Origin of the sequence: Kitasatospora sp. NPDC051170, assembly GCF_044455705.1 — a bacterium.
Classification (GTDB): Bacteria; Actinomycetota; Actinomycetes; order Streptomycetales; family Streptomycetaceae; genus Kitasatospora.
The window spans coordinates 136,399-154,175 of record NZ_JBITFA010000007.1 but is presented as its reverse complement, the minus strand read 5'-3'; the positions used below and the strand labels follow the sequence as shown (position 1 = coordinate 154,175).

The following is a 17,777-nucleotide window of genomic DNA, read 5'->3' as shown; positions in this document are numbered from 1 at the left end:
AGGTGATCCACAACGACCGACCCCGTGGTCCTCGCCACACGGCCGTTGCTTAGAATCTGCGCCATGACCACGCAGGGGGAGCGCACCCCGACTCAGGGAGACGGCGGAGAAACGGTTGAGCGGCGGACCGGCCGGGGGGCCGGACTCGCGGGGCTGGCCGGGATCGGCGGGCGGCTGACGCCTCGCAAGGCCCTCGGCTGGGTCGTGGTGCTCGGCGTGGTCGCCGCCGGCGGCTGGATCATCACCCGCCCGATGCCCGGTGACTACATACCCGGCCTGGGGCCGTCCCAGAAGGACGCGACCAAGACGCCGCCCGTCGTCGGCGCGGCGCCGCCCAGCACCGACCCCGAGGGCCTGAACGTCGACAACTTCTTCCCCGCCCAGCGGATCGTCGAGGTGGCCGGCTACAAGGCCAAGCGCGGCGGCGCCCGGCAGGGCGAGAACTGCGCCGAGGCGCTCCAGGACCGTACGCAGGAGCTGTTCAAGGACAGCGGCTGCCAGGCGTACCTGAGCGTCAGCTTCAGCGGGCAGGACCGGCCGGTGCTGAGCACCGTCACCCTGCTGCGCTTCGGCGACCAGGGCGCGGCCGCCAAGGCCGCCGAGACGCTGCGCGGCAAGCCCGGCGCGCTGACCTTCATCCTCCAGGACGCCCTGCCCGCACCGGCGCCGAGCGGGTCCGCCGCGAAGGGCGGCGGCAGCGAGGCTTCGCGGGTGGAGGCGGTCGGCCACTACGTGACGGTCACCAGCTCGCGCCTCGGCGGTGCCCTCGCCATGCCCACGCCGGGCGTCTCCGGCGCGCCGACGCCGGCCGCCTCCGGGCCGAGCGCGGAGCAGTCCCTGGAGGAGGCGAACCGGGCGCTGTCCTACGCGGCCGGGGCGCAGTTCGTCTGGATGTAGCAACGGCGAAGGGGCCCAACACCGTTGGGCCCCTCAGTCGTTGGGGTCGGCCCCCGCAGCGGTCGGGGTCGTCCCCCTCGCCGGTCGGTGTCAGCCCCCGAGCCGGTCCACCGCCGTGACCCGCACCACGGCCCGGCCCTCCTCGTCCGAGCCGTACAGGTCGACCTCGGCGCTGATGCCCCAGTCGTGGTCGCCCTCCGGGTCGTCGAAGATCTGGCGGACCTTCCAGGCGGAGTCCTCCTCCTCGATGATCAGCATCTTCGGGCCGCGCGCGTTCGGGCCGGTGCCCAGGTCGTCGTACTCGTCCCAGTAGCCGTCCATCGCGTCCGCCCAGCGGTCCGCGTCCCAGCCGTACTCGCCGTCCAGCGTGCCGAGTTCGTCCCAGTGCTCCAGCGCGCACAGCTCCACGCGGCGGAACATCTCGTTGCGCACCAGCACCCGGAAGGCCCGCGCGTTCGCCGTGACCGGCGCCGCCTTGTCCTCCAGGGTGACCTCGGCCGTGGCGGCCTCGGTCGGGTTGGCCAGCTGCTCCCACTCGTCCAGCAGGCTGGAGTCGACCTGGCGCACCAGCTCGCCGAGCCAGGCGATGACGTCCTTGAGCTCGTCGGTCTTCACGTCCTCGGGGACGGTCTGCTCCAGCGCCTTGAACGCGCCCGCCAGGTAGCGCAGGACGATGCCCTCGGTGCGCGCCAGCTCGTAGAAGCCGACGTAGTCCGAGAAGGTCATCGCCCGCTCGTACAGGTCCCGCACGACGGACTTCGGGCGGAGCTCGTGGTCGCCGATCCACGGGTGCGCCCGGCGGTACACCTCGTACGCGTGGGTGAGCAGCTCCTCCAGCGGCTTGTCGTACGTGACGTCCTGGAGGCGCTCCATGCGCTCCTCGTACTCGATGCCGTCGCGCTTCATCTCGGCGACGGCCTCGCCGCGCGCCTTGTTCTGCTGGGCGGCGAGGATCTGGCGCGGGTCGTCCAGGGTCGCCTCGACGACGGAGATGACGTCCAGCGCGTACGTGGGGGAGGTCGGGTCGAGCAGTTCGAAGGAGGCCAGCGCGAAGGTGGACAGCGGCTGGTTGAGCGCGAAGTTCTCCTGGAGGTCGAGGGTCAGGCGCACGATGCGGCCCTCGGAGTCCGGCTCGGGCAGGCGCTCGACGACGCCGCCCTCCAGCAGGGAGCGGTAGATGGCGATCGCGGTGCGGATGTGGCGGCGTTGGGCGGCCCTGTCCTCGTGGTTGTCGGTCAGCAGCTTGCGCATCGCCTCGAAGGCGTTGCCCGGGCGGCCGATCACCGACAGCAGCATCGCGTGGCTGACCTTGAAGCGGGAGACCAGCGGCTCCGGGTCGGCGCCGATCAGCTTGTCGAAGGTCTCCTCCGTCCAGCCGACGAAGCCCTCCGGGGCCTTCTTGCGCACCACCTTGCGCTTCTTCTTCGGGTCGTCCCCGGCCTTGGCGATCGCCTTGTCGTTCTCGATCACGTGCTCCGGCGCCTGCGCGACGACCTGGCCGACGGTGTCGAAGCCGGCCCGGCCGGCGCGTCCGGCGATCTGGTGGAACTCGCGGGCGCGCAGGATGCGCACGCGCTGCCCGTCGTACTTGGACAGGGCGGTGAACAGCACCGTGCGGATCGGCACGTTGACGCCCACGCCGAGGGTGTCCGTCCCGCAGATCACCTTCAACAGGCCCGCCTGGGCGAGGCGTTCGACGAGGCGGCGGTACTTGGGCAGCATGCCCGCGTGGTGCACGCCGATGCCGTGGCGCACGAAACGCGACAGGTTGCGACCGAACTTGGTGGTGAAGCGGAAGCCGCCGATCAGGGCGGCGATCGCGTCCTTCTCCGCCTTCGAGCACATGTTGATGCTCATCAGCGACTGGGCGCGCTCCACCGCCTCCTTCTGCGTGAAGTGCACGACGTAGACCGGCGCCTGGCCGGACTGCAGCAGCTCCTCCAGCGTGTCGTGCATGGGGGTGCGGCGGTACTCGTAGAACAGCGGCACCGGGCGGGTCGCGTTGCGCACCACCGTGGTCGGACGGCCCGTACGGCGGGTCAGGTCCTCCTCGAAGCGGCGGACGTCGCCCAGCGTGGCCGACATCAGCAGGAACTGCGCCTGCGGCAGCTCCAGCAGCGGGATCTGCCAGGCCCAGCCGCGGTCCGGCTCCGCGTAGAAGTGGAACTCGTCCATGACGACCTGGCCGATGTCCGCCCGGGCGCCGTCGCGCAGCGCGATCTGGGCGAGCACCTCGGCCGTGCAGCAGATGATCGGCGCGGTCGGGTTGACGCTGGCGTCGCCCGTCATCATGCCGACCTGCTCGGTGCCGAACATCTTCACCAGGTCGAAGAACTTCTCCGAGACCAGGGCCTTGATCGGCGCCGTGTAGAACGTGCGCTGCCCCTCCGCGAGCGCCGCGAAGTGCGCGCCCGCCGCCACCAGGGACTTGCCCGAGCCGGTCGGCGTCGCCAGGATCACGTTGTTCCCGGACACCAGCTCGATCAGCGCCTCCTCCTGCGCCGGGTACAGCGAGATCCCCCGCTCCTCCACCCAGGCGGCGAACGTCTCGTACAGCGCGTCGGGCGTGGCGGGCTTCGGCATCAGGTCAAGGAGGGTCACCGGGCTATCTTGCCTGCTCGCCGCCGCCCCCGGCAAAGCCCGGGGCTGTGCCGGGGCGGCGCGGGCGGGTCAGGAGGGGACGGCGGGGGCCCGTGCCGCGAGCTGGGGGTCGTTGGTGCACCCCTGGTCGCGCACCAGCACCTGGGCGACGCGGAAGGCGGCGTCGGCGCGGATCTGGTGCAGGCGGGTGAGCGGGGTGCGGTCGGTCCACTGGCTGCCGTAGACCGTGATCTTGATGTACGGCCGGGGCGGGAGCGAGGAGGCGACGGCGGGCGGAGGCTCGTCGCAGCGCAGCATCAGCTGCACCGTGCCGTTGGTGAAGTACCAGCCCTGGGCGGCCGGGCCGAAGTCCAGGGAGACCGGGCGGATCGGGGCCCAGCCGCCGGACTCCGCCTCGGTCTTCATCTTCTGGCCGTACTCGTCCTCCCGCAGCGCGTTGATGCCGAGCAGTCCGCGCGCCCGGCCCCTGGTGTCGCCGTCCAGGTCCTGCTCGGACACGTTGCAGAAGGCCCCCGTGTTCGCCCGGTCGGTCGGCGAACCGTTCTGTGACCCGGTCGAGCGGTAGCCCTCGTCGGTCACGGCCCTGAGGTCCTCCTGCGTCAGGACGCCCCAACAGGCGCTCTGCGGCGTCTCGATGCCGGTGGGCGGCAGGTTCCAGTACCAGAGGCCGCCGCCGGCACCGGCGAGTACGGCCGCACCGAGGGCGATCGCCAGGGCGCGGCGGCGGCGCGGGCGCTCAGCCATTCGCCGTCTCCTTCGCGGGCGGGACGGTGGGGGCGGCCGCGGGCAGCTGCACCTGGTTGGTGCACTCGTACTCGGCGGCGGCGACCCGGCCGACCTTCAGGGCGACGTCGGCGTACGCCTGGCGCGCCCGGGCCCTGGAGGCGCCCTCGATCGTGTCGCCGTGGACGCTGACCTCGACGTAGAGCGCGGGTTTGGGGTCGGGGGCGGGGCGAGGAGTGGGCGGGACGGCGAAGTCGCAGCGGATGTACAGCTCGATCGCGCGGCCGACCCTCTCCGACAGCAGGCCCTCCGCCCCGGGGCCGAAGTCCAGCGGGACGAGGGGATCGCTGAAGCTGCTCTTCGGGACGCCGTTCCAGGCGGGAGCGACCTCCACCGAGAGGAGGTCGCGGCGATCGCCGCCCCCGGCCGGCTCCCACTGCACGACGCAGAGGGTGTCGCGGACCGACGCCTCCGTCGGCGTGGTCGGCGTCTGGATGCGGGGCGCCCCGACCGCCGTCGCCTTGCCGTGCTTCGCGGCGAGCGGCTTCAGGTCCTCCTGGGACAGGGCGGACCAGCAGGCGCTCTGCGGGAGCTCCAGCGTGCGCCAGGGCGCCCAGGACCAGAGCGCGAAACCCCCGGCCAGGGCCAGCGCGAGGCCGGCCGACACCCAGGCCCGCGGCCGCCGCCACCACGAGGGCAGCCTCGGGATCGGCTCCGCCTTGTCCGTCGTACGTTCCGTCATGTGTACCCGTCCCCCCGATGATCGTCCGCATGCACCCTAGCGAAAGCGCTGCGGCCCGGTGACAGGAAGGGCCCGCCCGGTTGTGCGGAGCCGCACATTGCCCCGCTCTCGCGGCCCGTGCCAGAGTGCCGGACATGGTGCACCCCCTGGCGTACGAGACCCCCACCGCCCCCGCCCAGGTCTTCGACTGGCTCGACGAGACCGCCGAACTGCGGGCCGAGGCCGGGCTGACCCGCACCCTGCGCAGCCGCGAGGCCGAGGACGGGCTGCTCGACCTCGCCGGGAACGACTACCTGGGGCTGACCAGGCACCCGGCCGTCACCCAGGCCGCCGCCGAGGCCGCGCTGCGGTGGGGCGGCGGCTCGACCGGCTCGCGGCTGGTCACCGGGACGACGGCGCTGCACACCGAACTCGAGGAGGAACTCGCCGGGTTCTGCGGGGTGGAGGCCGCGCTCGTCTTCTCCTCCGGGTACACCGCCAACCTGGCGGCGCTGACCGCGCTCACCGACCCGGACACGCTGATCGTCTCCGACGCCTACAACCACGCCTCCCTCATCGACGGCTGCCGCCTCTCCCGCGCCGACGTCCACCGCGCCCCGCACAGCGCCCCGGACGCCGTCCGCGAGGTCCTCGCCGGACGGGCGCAGCGGCGGGCCCTGGTCGTCAGCGACTCCGTCTTCTCCGTGGACGGCGACGCGGCCCCGCTGCGCGCCCTCTCCGCCGCCGCCCGCGCGCACGGCGCCGCGCTGCTCGTCGACGACGCCCACGGGCTGGGCGTCCTCGGCCCCGGCGGCACCGGCGCCCTCGCGGCGGCCGGGCTGGCCGGGGAGCCGGACACCGTCGCCACCGTCACCCTCTCCAAGTCGCTCGGCTCCCAGGGCGGGGCCGTCCTCGGCCCGCGCCGGGTGATCCGCCACCTCACCGAGACCGCGCGCACCTTCATCTTCGACACCGGGCTCGCCCCCGCCGCCGCCGGCGCCGCCCTCGCCGCCCTGCGCCTGCTGCGCGCCGAGCCCCACCGCGCCGACCGCACCCGCGAGGTCGCCCGTACCCTCGCCGCCCGCCTCACCGCCGCGGGCCTGCACGCCTGCGAGCCGGACGCGGCCGTGGTCTCCGTCCGCGCCCCCGGCCCCGAGGCCGCCGTCACCTGGGCCGCCGACTGCCGCCGCGCGGGCCTGGCCGTCGGCTGCTTCCGCCCCCCGTCCGTCCCGGACGGCATCTCCCGCCTGCGCCTGACCGCCCGGGGGGACCTCACGGACACCCAGATCGCCGACGCCGTCCGCACCATCGCCGAGCTCGCGCCGGAGGGCGCCCGGAGCGGGTGCTAGAAATCCCTGGTGAACGACCTGGTGAACGATCCGGCGAACGGCCTGGTGAACGACTTGGTGGACGACCGGGTGAACGAGCAGCCCGAACCCTCGACCCGTCGGATCTTCGTGGCCCTGGCCCCGCCCGACGAGGCCAAGGACGAGCTGGCCCGGGCCCTCCAGCCGGCCTACGACGGCTACCCGAGGCTGCGCTGGAACCGCATCGAGGATTGGCACATCACCCTCGCCTTCCTCGGCGAGCTCCCCACCACCGCCGTACCGGCACTCCGTACGGCCCTGGCGGCGTTCGCCCCCGAGCAGCCCGCCCTGCACCTGGGCCTGCGCGGCGGCGGCCACTTCGACGACCGGCTCCTGTGGGCGGACATCGACGGCGACCTCGAAGGACTCCACCGCCTCGCCACCGAGGTCCGCGCCCTGGTCCGCTCCTGCGGCGTCGACTTCCTCACCCGCCCGCTGCGCCCCCACCTCACCCTGGCCCGCGCCCGCCGCGACGACCCCGCCAGCGTCCCCGAGGCCGCCGCCGCCCTCGACGGCTTCCACGGCCGCCCCTGGCGCGCCGAACGCCTCCACCTCTGCGGCAGCAACACCGGCCGAGGCCCGGGCCCGATCCACTACCGCGACCTCGACTCCTGGCCCCTGGGCCCACCCGAAGGGTCGTAACGCCCCCGAGGGATGGGGGTGGGGTGTCGGGCGGTGGTCACCGATTGATCGCTCTTATGTTGATCAGTTTTTCGCCTGCATCGGCTAGCCTGCCCCCGGCACTGTAACGCGTGGTGCGCGTGGGGGAGTTGATTCCCGATTTGTCGTTCGGGGACGACGCGCCGCGCCGCCGCGCGCTCGATGAGGGGGAAACCGATGTCCCGTACGACCCACCGCCGTACCGCCGCCGTGGTCGCCGCGGCCGCTGCGGCGCTGCTCGCCTTCACCGGCACCGCCTCGGCCGGCGCGCCGCTGTCCGGCGCCGAGGCGACGATCGCCGTCGGGGCGCGCAACGCGGCTCCGGTGGTCAGCCCCGACGGCGCCAAGGCGTACGTCGCGGTGACCGAGGCCGGCAACATCTCCACCGTGAAGGCGGTGGACACCCAGACCGGTGCCGTCACCGGCCGCCTGGTGCTGGGCACCCTGCAGTGGGGCACCCACCCGGCGCTCAGCGCCGACGGCTCGCGGCTGTACGTCCTGGACGGGCAGCGGCTCAGCGTGGTGGACACCGCCACCCTGACCCTGCGCGCCACCCTCACCCTGCCCGACCAGCCGCGTCCGGCGGGCTGGGCCGCGGGCTCGACCTCCGGTCTGGCGTTCAGCCCGGACGGGGCCACCCTGTACGTGTCGCAGAGCGGCCCGACGGCCTACCGGCAGAACGGGCAGAGCCGGATCGTCGCCTTCGCCACCGCGCAGCAGGCGTTCACCACCTCCGTGCAGATCCCGGCCCCCTACGTGGGCGCCCCGGCGGCACGGCCGGGCACCGGCGACGTGTACGTGGGCAGCAGCCAGGGCGTGGTCCACGTGGCCCAGGCGGCCACCGCGCCCGTCGTTGCCGGCACCGTCCAGGGCTCCGCCTCGAACCTGGACTACAGCCTGGCGTTCACCCCGGACGGCAAGCGCCTGTTCGGCCTCGCCGACCTCGGCAGCGGCAACAGCACCGTCATCGACCCGGCCACCGACACCGTGACCCGCACCTTCCACGCCGCCGGCAGCGGCGACTCGCTGGCGAACCCGCAGGTCAGCGCCGACGGCACCCGGCTCTACGTCGCCGACACCAACTACGGCACGAGCAGCACCTCGGTGCTCGCCCTGGACACCGCCACCGGCGCGCAGGTGGCGGCCGACGGCGCCCGTGACCTGGACGAGGAGAGCCTGACGGGCCTGGCCCTGGGCCCCGACGGCAACACCTTCTACGTGGGTGGCACGGTCGGCACGACCGCCAACCTGCAGATCGTCGCTCACTGACGGAGCGGAACTACATCCGTAGTGGCACTACTGCAGTAGTGCCACTACGGATGTAGTCGTCCGGTCGGCGGGCTCAGGCGCCCTCGGAAGAGAGGAGCACCTCAGCCCCCACCGGCCGGTAGCCCGCCGCCTGGAAGGCACGGACGCTGGGCGCGTTGCCCGGGGCCTGCTGCGCCCACACGACGGCGCCCTCCGGCACCAGGTGCCGGGCGGCGGTGGCCAGCGCGCGGCCGAGGCCCCGGCCGCGGGTGTAGGGGTCGACCTCGATGGCGGCCTCCCAGCGGCCGGCGAGACCCCGGCCGAGGACGACGAGGCCGCCGTCCGCCGTGAACACCCGTACGTCCTCGCGGTAGGCGAGGGCCCGCAGCACCCGGGGGTGCTCCCGGTCGAGGACCTCGGTGAGCGGCAGCGCCGGCTCGCCCGGCAGCCGCTCGGCGCAGGTGAGCAGGTCGACGGCGCCGACGACGAGGCCCGTGCGCTCGGCCAGCGCGGTCAGGAACGGCGGACACAGCGGCGCGGCCAGCGCGTCGCCGGGGACGGCGGCCAGCGTCTCCTCCACCCAGGCCGGGTCCTCGTCGAGGAACACCACCGCGTGCGCCGCGAACGCCAGCACCCCGACGTCACGCGGCGAGGGCTGCGCCACCACCGTCACCGACCCGTCCGGCGGCGGGAAGACCCCGCCCGCCGCGTCCGCCAGGATCTCCGCCAGCCCCCGTATGCCCATCTCTGCCCGCCCCTTGATGTTCTCGAAAGAATCGATCGAGGTCGATCGATGACGAACGCAGCCTAATCGGTCGAACGCCGCGCCCGGCTCGGCTGGACCCGGGTGGGCTCGCCCGCCGCCTTGGGGTGGTCGGGCGGGTACGGGAGTTCGCCGAAGCCCTCGTCGCGGACCTGCTTCTCGTACAGCTCCAGCAGCCCCTCCAGCCGGAAGGCGTGGTCGTCCATCTCCGCGTTGAGGTCGCCGAGTTCGGCGAACCGCGCCGGCACCGTCCGCAGGTCGAAGTCCTCGGGCGAGGCGTCGTCCAGCTCCTCCCAGCGCAGCGGGGTGGAGGCGGTGGCGCGGGGGCGGGCGCGCAGGGAGTAGGCGGAGGCGATGGTGCGGTCGCGGGCCATCTGGTTGTAGTCGACGAAGATCCGCTCCCCGCGCTCCTCCTTCCACCACGCGGTGGTGACCGCGCCCGGCATCCGCTGCTCCAGCGCCCGCCCGAGGGCGATCACCGCGTGCCGCCCGTCGATGAACGTCCACTCGGGCACCAGCGGCACGTACACGTGCACGCCCCGCCCGCCGGAGGACTTCGGCCAGCCGCGAAGCCCGAACTCGCCGAGCAGCGCCCGTAGTTCGTGGGCCACGCGGGCCGCGTCGTGGAAGTCCGTACCGGGCTGCGGGTCGAGGTCGATGCGCAGCTCGTCCACGTGGTCGGTGTCGGCGCGGCGCACCGGCCAGGGGTGGAAGGTGAGGCAGCCCAGGTTGGCGGCCCACAGGACGGCGGCCGGTTCGGTGGGGCAGATCTCGTCGGCGAAGCGCCCGCTGGGGAAGGCGATACGGGCGGTGGGCAGCCATTCCGGCAGGCCCTTGGGGGCGCGCTTCTGGTAGAAGAACTCGCCCTCGACCCCGTCCGGGAAGCGCTGCAGCGTGGTGGGCCGCTCCCGCAGCCCGCGCAGCACGCCGTCCGCGACCGCCAGGTAGTACTGGGCGACGTCCATCTTGGTGAAGCCGCGCTCGGGGTAGTACACCTTGTCCGGGTTCGACAGCCGGACGCTCCGCCCGGCGACTTCCAGTTCCACGGCAGCGCCCATGCGTCTCACGCTAAGCGCGCCGCGCCCACCGCGCGCCCCGGGGCGATGCGGGCGAGGATCGGGGGCATGGACCTGCCCGTGATGCCACCGGTGGCGCCGATGCTCGCCAAGTCGGTGGCCAAGATCCCGCCGGGGATGCAGTACGAGGCCAAGTGGGACGGCTTCCGCACCATCGTCTTCCGCGACGGCGACGAGATCGAGCTCGGCAGCCGCACCGGCAAGCCCCTGACCAGGTACTTCCCCGAACTGGTCGAGGCGCTGCGTCGCGAGCTGCCCGAACGCTGCGTGCTGGACGGCGAGGTGGTGATCGCCCGGGACGGGCGGCTGCGCTTCGAGGAACTGCTGGAGCGCATCCACCCGGCCGCCAGCCGGGTGAGGCTGCTCGCCGAGCAGACCCCCGCCTCCTTCGTCGCCTTCGACCTGCTGGCCCTCGGCGACGCGTCCTGCCTGGACGAGCCGCTGTCCCTGCGCCGGACCGCCCTGGAGGAGGCGCTGGGCGACGCCCGCGACCCGGTGTTCACCGCCCCCGCCTCCACCGACCGGGACGTCGCCCAGACCTGGTTCGCCGAGTACGAGGGCGCCGGGCTGGACGGCATCGTCGCCAAGCCGCTGGACCAGCCGTACCGGCCGGGCGAGCGGACCATGTACAAGATCAAGCACGAGCGCACCGCCGACTGCGTGGTCGCCGGTTACCGCGAGCACAAGAGCGGCCCGGTGGTCGGCTCCCTGCTGCTGGGCATCTTCGACGAGGAGCAGCGGCTCCAGCACGTCGGCGTCTGCGCCGCCTTCTCCATGGCCCGCCGCGCCGAACTCGCCGAGGAACTGGCCCCGTTGAGGATGGACGACCTCGCGGCGCACCCCTGGGGCGCCTGGGCGGAGGAGTCCGCGCACGCCGAGGGCCGGCTGCCCGGCGCCGTCAGCCGCTGGACGGGCGGCAAGGACCTCTCCTGGATCGCGCTGCGCCCGGAGCGGGTGGTCGAGGTCGCGTACGACCACATGGAGGGCACCCGGTTCCGGCACACCGCGCAGTTCCGTCGCTGGCGGCCGGACCGCACGCCCGAGAGCTGCACCTACGCGCAGCTGGAGGAGCCGGTCTCCTACGACCTGCGGCGGGTGCTCGGTATCTGAGGTGACGACAGGAGCCCGAACCGGTACGCCGGTCCGGGCTCCTGTCGTCACCTTCTCAGGAGTCGGACTCCTCCTCGTCGGAGAGCTTGGCCGAACCCGACGGCGCGGGCGTCAGCGTGCCCAGCGACGGAGAGGCCGACGGTGAGGCCGCGGAGGCCGAAGCCGAGGAAGAGGCCGACGGCGAGGCGGCCCCCGAGGGCGGGGTGGGCAGCGTGTAGACGTTGTTCGGCGAGAAGACCTGCGTGATCGCCCGCGCCAGGAACGTCGACGGCTCCGAACCCTCGTGCGAGATGTCGGTGTTGAGCATCACGACCATGCTGGCCTTCGCCTCCGGCAGGTACATCACCACGCTCTGGTACCCGGGCAGCGAGCCGTTGTGGCCGACCCAGCCGTGCGTGGTGAAGATCCCGAAGCCGTAGCCGAGGTCCGGCGTGCCGACGCCCCGGTACTTCAGCCGCTCCGCCTGGGTGGCGGGCTTGATCAGCGGGTCCCCGGTGGCCAGCACCTTCGCCCAGGTGTGCAGGTCGGAGAGGGTGGAGATGGCCGCGCCGGCCGCCCAGCCCCAGGAGGGGTTCCAGTCGGTCGAGTCCTGGACGTCTCCGTTGAGCGTCTGGTTGGTGTAGCCGTGGGCGTGCGGGGTCGGGAAGGCCGCGTCGGCGGGCAGGCTGGTCTTGGCCATCCCGGCGGGCGCGAAGACCTGCTGCCCGAGGACGTCGCTGAGCGTCTTGCCGGTGAGCTTCTCGACGAGCACGCCCAGCAGGACGAAGTTGGTGTTGGAGTACTCGTACTGGGTGCCGGGCGGGAAGTTCGCCGGGTGCTTGAACGCGTAGGCGAGCAGCTGGTCCGGGGTGAAGGGCCGGCTGGGGTCGCTGAAGAACGCCTTCTGGAAGTCCGTGTCGAAGGTGTAGCTGTACAGGCCGCTGCGCATGTCGCCGAGGTCGCGGACGCTGATCTTGTCGCCGCCGGGCACGCCCTGGACGTACTTGGAGATCGGGTCGTCCAGGCCCACCTTGCCCTGGTCGACCAGTTGCAGGACGGCGGTGGCCGTCATGGTCTTGGTGACGCTGCCGATGCGCATGTACAGGTCGGGCGACATGGGTGTGCCCGAGGTCTTGTCGGCCACGCCGAAGGAGCGCTGGTAGCTGCCGTCCGGCGTGGTGAGGCCGACGATCACGCCGGGGACGCCGACCTGGCTCATCGTCTGTTTGATCGCGGTGTCCAGCCTGGCCGTCACGTCGGGCGTGAACGGCATGACGGCCCCGGAGGAGGGGGCCGAGGCGGAGGGGGCCGGGGCGGACGGGCTGAGCGCGGCCGGCGCGGCGGTGACGACGGCGCCCGCGGCGGGTTCGGTGGGCTTGGACGAGCCGGAGCAGGCCGCGGTGGCGAGCAGGCCCGTCAGCGCGAGGGCCGCGGAGGCCGCGCGTACGGAGCGGTGGACGGCCGGGTGGGGCCGGCGGGTCTGGGTGGTCATGGGTGGGGAGCGCCTCTCTGCGGCTCAGGGCCCCGGAGCGCGAAGGACGGCTCCACGGGGCCTCGGGGGAGCGTCGCCACCGTAAGCACCGCCTCCGCCCGGCCGCGCGCGGGTCGACCGTCGGATGATCCGAACGGGGCGGCCGTCAGCCGACCGGCCCGATCCGGGTGGCGGCCGGGGGAAGAGCCCGTGTCAAGTATCGGCGAGTGGCCGGTGGTTGGTGTCGCAACGGAACCGGCGCGCTCCGCCGGACGGGTGAGCACCGGCACGCCGCGGACGCCTTCTGGGCGGGCTCGGGCACGATCGTTCAGCTCTGCTGTGACCGTCCTTAAGAATTCCTCGATGGACCGCACCCCCTCCCACCAGGCAGATTTCCTCCCGAAGCCGTACCAGATCCGCACGTCAGGAGCCGTGGCCCGTGAAGGCACTCGTCAAGCAGAAGGCCGAGCCCGGTCTCTGGATGATCGACGTCCCCAAGCCCGAGATCGGCCCCAACGAGGTGCTGATCAAGGTGCTGCGGACGGGCATCTGCGGCACCGACCTGCACATCCGCAAGTGGGACGGCTGGGCGCAGCAGACGATCAGGACGCCGATGACCATCGGCCACGAGTTCGTCGGCGAGGTCGCCGAGATCGGCGCCGCCGTGGCGGACGTCGCGGTGGGCGACCTGGTCTCCGGCGAGGGCCACCTGGTCTGCGGCAAGTGCCGCAACTGCCTGGCCGGCCGCCGCCACCTGTGCCGCAACACCATCGGCCTGGGCGTCAACCGCGACGGCGCCTTCGCCGAGTACGTGGCCCTGCCCGCCTCCAACGTCTGGGTCCACCGGGTGCCCGTCGACCTGGACGTGGCCGCGATCTTCGACCCCTTCGGCAACGCCGTGCACACCGCGCTGTCCTTCCCGCTGGTCGGCGAGGATGTGCTGGTCACCGGTGCCGGCCCGATCGGCATCATGGCCGCCGCCGTCGCCAAGCACGCCGGCGCCCGCAACGTGATGATCACCGACGTCTCCCCGTACCGCCTCGACCTGGCCCGCCGGGTCGGCGTCACGCTGGCGCTGGACGTCTCCGAGCACACCATCGAGGAGGGCCAGCAGAAGCTGGGCCTGCGCGAGGGCTTCGACGTCGGCCTGGAGATGTCCGGCCGCCCCGAGGCGATGCAGTCGATGATCGCCAACATGACCCACGGCGGGAAGATCGCCATGCTGGGCCTGCCCGCCGACGACTTCCCGGTCGACTGGGCGCGCATCGTCACCTCGATGATCACCATCAAGGGCATCTACGGCCGCGAGATGTTCGAGACCTGGTACGCGATGTCCGTCCTCCTGGAGGGCGGCCTGGACCTCAGCCCGGTGATCACCGGCCGCTACGCCGCGGACGACTTCGAGGACGCCTTCGCCGACGCCGCCGGCGGTAACTGCGGCAAGATCATCCTCGACTGGACCGCCTGAGCCACCCCGCCGATCACCTAGGAGTCATCCGTGTTCGACAACGTCCGCGCCGACGTCGCCGCCACCCTCGACGAGATCCGCGAGGCCGGCCTGTTCAAGCCCGAGCGGGTGATCGGCAGCCCGCAGAGCGCCGCCGTCACCGTCACCGGCGGCGGGAAGCCCGGCGAGGTGCTCAACTTCTGCGCCAACAACTACCTGGGCCTCGCCGACAACCAGGAGGTGCTGGACGCCGCCAAGGACGCCCTCGACCGCTGGGGCTACGGCATGGCCTCCGTCCGCTTCATCTGCGGCACCCAGGACGTGCACAAGGAGCTGGAGGAGCGCCTCTCGGCCTTCCTCGGCCAGGAGGACACCATCCTCTACTCCTCGTGCTTCGACGCCAACGGCGGCGTCTTCGAGACCCTGCTCGGCGCCGAGGACGCCGTCATCTCCGACGCCCTCAACCACGCGAGCATCATCGACGGCATCCGCCTCAGCAAGGCCCGCCGCCACCGCTACGCCAACCGCGACATGGCCGACCTGGAGAAGCAGCTCCAGGACACCCAGGACGCCCGCCGCCGCCTGATCGTCACCGACGGCGTGTTCTCCATGGACGGCTACGTCGCCCCGCTGCGCGAGATCTGCGACCTCGCCGACCGCTACGACGCGATGGTCATGGTCGACGACTCCCACGCCGTCGGCTTCGTCGGCGCGGGCGGCCGGGGCACCCCCGAGCTGCACGGCGTCATGGACCGGGTCGACATCATCACCGGCACCCTCGGCAAGGCGCTCGGCGGCGCCTCCGGCGGCTACGTCGCGGCCCGCCGCGAGATCGTCGCCCTGCTGCGCCAGCGCTCCCGCCCGTACCTGTTCTCCAACTCCCTCGCCCCGGTCATCGCGGCGGCCTCGCTCAAGGTGCTCGACCTGGTCGAGAACTCCAACGAGCTGCGCGAGAAGCTGGCGGCCAACACGGCGCTGTTCCGCACGAAGATGACCGAGGCCGGGTTCGAGATCCTGCCCGGCGACCACCCGATCGCCCCGGTGATGATCGGCGACGCGGCCAAGGCCGGGAAGCTCGCCGAGCTGCTGCTGGAGCGCGGCGTGTACGTGATCGGGTTCTCCTACCCGGTGGTGCCGCACGGCCAGGCCCGCATCCGGGTTCAGCTGTCGGCGGCCCACTCCACCGAGGACGTCGAGCGCGCCGTCGCGGCCTTCATCGACGCCCGCGACGCCCGCGACGCTCTCGACGCCGTCGAGGCGTAACCCCCTGAGCCGCCCGTGGGCGCGGTCCGCTCGGAACCGGACCGCTCCCACGGGCTCATGACCGCCGTGCGGCGCGGCGCATCGATACCCGCGCCGCACGGCCCCCCAAGACCAACTGCCCCACCCTCCCGCTTCGGGGGTGGGACGACGGCCCGCCCGTCGTCCCACCCCCGTTCGCGGTTTCCGGCGGGTCGGACGCTCGGCGAACACGTCGACGAGGTCGTCGGCGGCGACGGAGTCGAAGGATCCAGTCCGGACATACGTCACCGGCGTGGATGAACCCGGGCGCTGTGCCGGGAGAGCTCCGCCGCCCGTGCCGTGCTGGCAGAATTGACCTTTGACATCCTCCCCGTCCTAAGGGATGGGGATTCCTCCCGCGCCTGCGGCACGGACTCCCGTGGATCGCAGGTCGCCGAGGTGGGTTCCCCGTTCATCGGGCCGTGCCCGGCGTGGGATTGCCACGCCGGGTCTGACCGGCCCTCCGGGGGCGTTTAGCCTGTCCGCCTGCCCGGCGGCCAGGATGGTGCGAGCAGCGTTGAGGTCACGGTCATGGAGCACACCGCACGCCCCGCAGGCCCACGCGCGGACCGTGAGGGGCTTGGGGCCGTCGCGGTGCCCGCACTGCGAGCAGAGCTGGGAGGACGGGAACGCGCGGTGCACCTAACGGGAGCCACTGACAACGGCCCCTGCCCAGACCTCCGAAGCCCACTCCGCCGCGAATGCCTGGGCACCCCGGGAGATCAAAGGTGATCGACGCACGACGGCTGCGGACCCTGCGGGCCGTGGCGGACCACCGCACGGTGACCGCCGCGGCGGCCGCGCTCTACCTGACCCCCTCCGCCGTCTCCCAGCAGCTGGCCGCCCTCGAACAGGAGACCGGGCACCACCTGCTTGCCCGCGAGGGCCGCGGCGTGCGGCTGACCGCCGCCGGCGAGATCCTGCTCGGCCACGCCGACGCGGTGCTCGCCCAGCTGGAGCGCGCCGAGGCCGACCTCGCCGCGTACAGCGGGGGAGCGGCGGGGGAGGTCACCGTCGCCTCCTTCGCCACCGGCATCTCGCACGTCCTCGCCCCCGCCATCGGCCTGCTCGCCGAGCGGGCGCCGGGGGTGCGGCTCAAGGTGCAGGACGCCGAGGGGGACGCCAGCCTGCCGATGGTCCTGGACGGGCGCGCCGACCTCGCGGTGGCCGTCGAGTACCGGGGCGCGCCGCGCGCCGACGACTCCCGGCTCACCAGGGTGCCGCTGTACGCCGAGCCCTTCGAGGCCGTCCTGCCGCTGGACCACCGCCTCGCCGCCGAGACCGGCCCGCTGGCCGTCGCCGCCCTCGCGGACGAGCCCTGGATCGGCCCCTACCCCGGCAACCCCTGCCACGACGTGGTCCTGCTCGCCTGCGAGCACGCCGGGTTCCAGCCCCGACTGCTGCACTCCTCCGACGACTTCCGCGCCGTCGTCGCCCTCGCCTCGGCGGGCGCGGGCGTGGCGCTCGTCCCGGGCTCGGCGCTGCGCGGCGTCGACCTCGCCCGGGTGGCCGTGCGCCCGCTGGACAGCGACCTTGCCACCCGGCGCGTCTTCGCCGCCGTCCGGGCGGGGGCCGACGGGCACCCGCTGATCCGGCCGGTGCTCGACGCCCTCGCGGACGCGGCGGCGGCCGGGGTCTAGAAAAGCCGGGGTCTAGAAAAGCCTGCGGCTGCTCGGCGTCCCGAACCGGGCGGCGCCGCCGTGGTGCTCGGCGGGGCGTCCCGACAAGGGCGGCCGTGCAGCCGCTGGATCATGGGGTGATCGTCCGTCTCGGCGTTCCTGTCTTCGCGAAACGGTACCGATCGGTTCCGACTGAGAGGACGGTACCGATCGGTGCCGTTTGGCGTCAAGGGCGGATAGGATCGTCCCCATGGCAGTCAACGCACGGGCGCGCCTGCTGGCCACGGCCGAATCCCTCTTCTACGCCTACGGGATTCACGCGGTGGGCGTCGAGCGCATCCTCTCCGAGTCCGGGGTGGGCCGGGCCTCCTTCTACCGGCACTTCGCCTCCAAGGAGGCCCTGGTCACGGCCGTCCTCGAAGCCCGCGACGCCCGCTGGCGGGCCTGGCTCACCGAACGCGTCGCCGCGCACGGCGGCCACCCGCTCAACGTCTTCGACGCCCTCGCCGAACGCTTCGCCGCCCCCGACTACCGCGGCTGCGTCGCCATCACCACCATGACCGAGATCGCCGACCGCGCCAGCCCGGCCCGCCAGATGGCCGCCCTGCACAAGGTCCGCGTCGTCGACCTCGTCGAACAGCTCATGCGCGACGCCGAGGTCCCCGAACCCGACGTCAGGGCACGGCAGTTCGCGCTCCTCATGGACGGCGCCATCGTCACCGCCCTGCGCGAGGGCACCCCCGAGGCCGCCTGGCGCGCCCGCAGCATCGCGGAGTCCCTCCTGGCAGCCTGAGTCATTCCGCATAGGGTGGGC

16 protein-coding genes are annotated in these 17,777 nt (G+C 73.1%); 9 read left to right on the top strand and 7 right to left on the bottom strand.

What is annotated here, in order from left to right:
- Positions 1-63: 63 nt before the first annotated feature.
- The gene (locus tag ACIBCA_RS17305; RefSeq protein ID WP_396283725.1) at positions 64-897 is read left to right on the top strand and encodes a hypothetical protein; all 834 of its coding nucleotides are present in this window, start codon (positions 64-66) and stop codon (positions 895-897) included.
- Between the two features lie 90 nt (positions 898-987).
- Here ACIBCA_RS17305 and ACIBCA_RS17300 read toward each other — a convergent pair whose 3' ends face one another.
- From ACIBCA_RS17300 to ACIBCA_RS17290, 3 genes are all read right to left on the bottom strand, one after another.
- Positions 988-3,480, bottom strand: coding sequence for a DEAD/DEAH box helicase (locus ACIBCA_RS17300; protein ID WP_396283862.1), 2,493 nt, complete (start codon positions 3,478-3,480; stop codon positions 988-990).
- Between the two features lie 87 nt (positions 3,481-3,567).
- Positions 3,568-4,242: a hypothetical protein gene (locus ACIBCA_RS17295; RefSeq protein ID WP_396283724.1), complete on the bottom strand. Its 675-nt coding sequence runs from the start codon at positions 4,240-4,242 to the stop codon at positions 3,568-3,570.
- A complete protein-coding gene (locus tag ACIBCA_RS17290; RefSeq protein WP_396283723.1) occupies positions 4,235-4,963 on the bottom strand; it encodes a hypothetical protein in 729 nt (242 codons plus the stop codon). The genes ACIBCA_RS17295 and ACIBCA_RS17290 overlap by 8 nt, the downstream gene beginning before the upstream one ends.
- Positions 4,964-5,097: 134 nt before the next feature.
- Between ACIBCA_RS17290 and ACIBCA_RS17285 the strand changes: the two genes are divergently transcribed.
- The 3 genes from ACIBCA_RS17285 to ACIBCA_RS17275 all read left to right on the top strand — a co-directional run bounded on the left by ACIBCA_RS17285 (position 5,098) and on the right by ACIBCA_RS17275 (position 8,238).
- Positions 5,098-6,291 (top strand): 8-amino-7-oxononanoate synthase, encoded by a 1,194-nt coding sequence (locus ACIBCA_RS17285; RefSeq protein WP_396283722.1) that lies wholly within the window; start codon positions 5,098-5,100, stop codon positions 6,289-6,291.
- Between the two features lie 69 nt (positions 6,292-6,360).
- Positions 6,361-6,951 carry an RNA 2',3'-cyclic phosphodiesterase gene (gene thpR / locus ACIBCA_RS17280; protein ID WP_396283861.1) on the top strand — a complete coding sequence of 197 codons (591 nt, stop codon included), beginning with the start codon at positions 6,361-6,363 and terminating at the stop codon, positions 6,949-6,951.
- 195 nt (positions 6,952-7,146) lie between these two features.
- Entirely contained in the window at positions 7,147-8,238 is a 1,092-nt protein-coding gene (locus tag ACIBCA_RS17275) for a YncE family protein (RefSeq protein WP_396283721.1), read from the top strand.
- A 73-nt stretch (positions 8,239-8,311) separates the two neighbouring features.
- Here ACIBCA_RS17275 and ACIBCA_RS17270 read toward each other — a convergent pair whose 3' ends face one another.
- Together ACIBCA_RS17270 and ligD are read right to left on the bottom strand one after the other, a co-directional pair.
- Entirely contained in the window at positions 8,312-8,962 is a 651-nt protein-coding gene (locus tag ACIBCA_RS17270) for a GNAT family N-acetyltransferase (protein ID WP_396283720.1), read from the bottom strand.
- A gap of 62 nt (positions 8,963-9,024) precedes the next feature.
- The gene (gene ligD, locus ACIBCA_RS17265) at positions 9,025-10,038 is read right to left on the bottom strand and encodes a non-homologous end-joining DNA ligase (RefSeq protein WP_396283719.1); all 1,014 of its coding nucleotides are present in this window, start codon (positions 10,036-10,038) and stop codon (positions 9,025-9,027) included.
- A gap of 66 nt (positions 10,039-10,104) precedes the next feature.
- Here ligD and ACIBCA_RS17260 point away from each other — a divergent pair, with 66 nt between their 5' ends.
- Positions 10,105-11,166, top strand: a complete 1,062-nt coding sequence (locus tag ACIBCA_RS17260; protein WP_396283718.1) for an ATP-dependent DNA ligase — start codon at positions 10,105-10,107, stop codon at positions 11,164-11,166.
- Positions 11,167-11,221: 55 nt separating this feature from the next.
- Here the strand turns inward: ACIBCA_RS17260 and ACIBCA_RS17255 are convergent, their stop codons facing one another.
- Positions 11,222-12,637, bottom strand: a complete 1,416-nt coding sequence (locus ACIBCA_RS17255; protein ID WP_396283717.1) for a serine hydrolase domain-containing protein — start codon at positions 12,635-12,637, stop codon at positions 11,222-11,224.
- Positions 12,638-13,055: 418 nt separating this feature from the next.
- On the opposite strand from ACIBCA_RS17255, the gene tdh reads away from it, so the two are divergent.
- Together tdh and ACIBCA_RS17245 are read left to right on the top strand one after the other, a co-directional pair.
- A complete protein-coding gene (gene tdh, locus ACIBCA_RS17250) occupies positions 13,056-14,084 on the top strand; it encodes an L-threonine 3-dehydrogenase (protein ID WP_396283716.1) in 1,029 nt (342 codons plus the stop codon).
- Positions 14,085-14,114: 30 nt separating this feature from the next.
- Entirely contained in the window at positions 14,115-15,326 is a 1,212-nt protein-coding gene (locus ACIBCA_RS17245; protein WP_396283715.1) for a glycine C-acetyltransferase, read from the top strand.
- 354 nt (positions 15,327-15,680) lie between these two features.
- Here the strand turns inward: ACIBCA_RS17245 and ACIBCA_RS17240 are convergent, their stop codons facing one another.
- On the bottom strand, positions 15,681-15,986 hold the full coding sequence (locus ACIBCA_RS17240) for a zinc ribbon domain-containing protein (RefSeq protein WP_396283714.1): 306 nt from the start codon (positions 15,984-15,986) through the stop codon (positions 15,681-15,683).
- Between the two features lie 86 nt (positions 15,987-16,072).
- Here ACIBCA_RS17240 and ACIBCA_RS17235 point away from each other — a divergent pair, with 86 nt between their 5' ends.
- Positions 16,073-16,984, top strand: a complete 912-nt coding sequence (locus ACIBCA_RS17235; RefSeq protein WP_396283713.1) for a LysR family transcriptional regulator — start codon at positions 16,073-16,075, stop codon at positions 16,982-16,984.
- A gap of 229 nt (positions 16,985-17,213) precedes the next feature.
- A complete protein-coding gene (locus tag ACIBCA_RS17230) occupies positions 17,214-17,756 on the top strand; it encodes a TetR/AcrR family transcriptional regulator (protein ID WP_396283712.1) in 543 nt (180 codons plus the stop codon).
- Positions 17,757-17,777 lie beyond the last annotated feature (21 nt).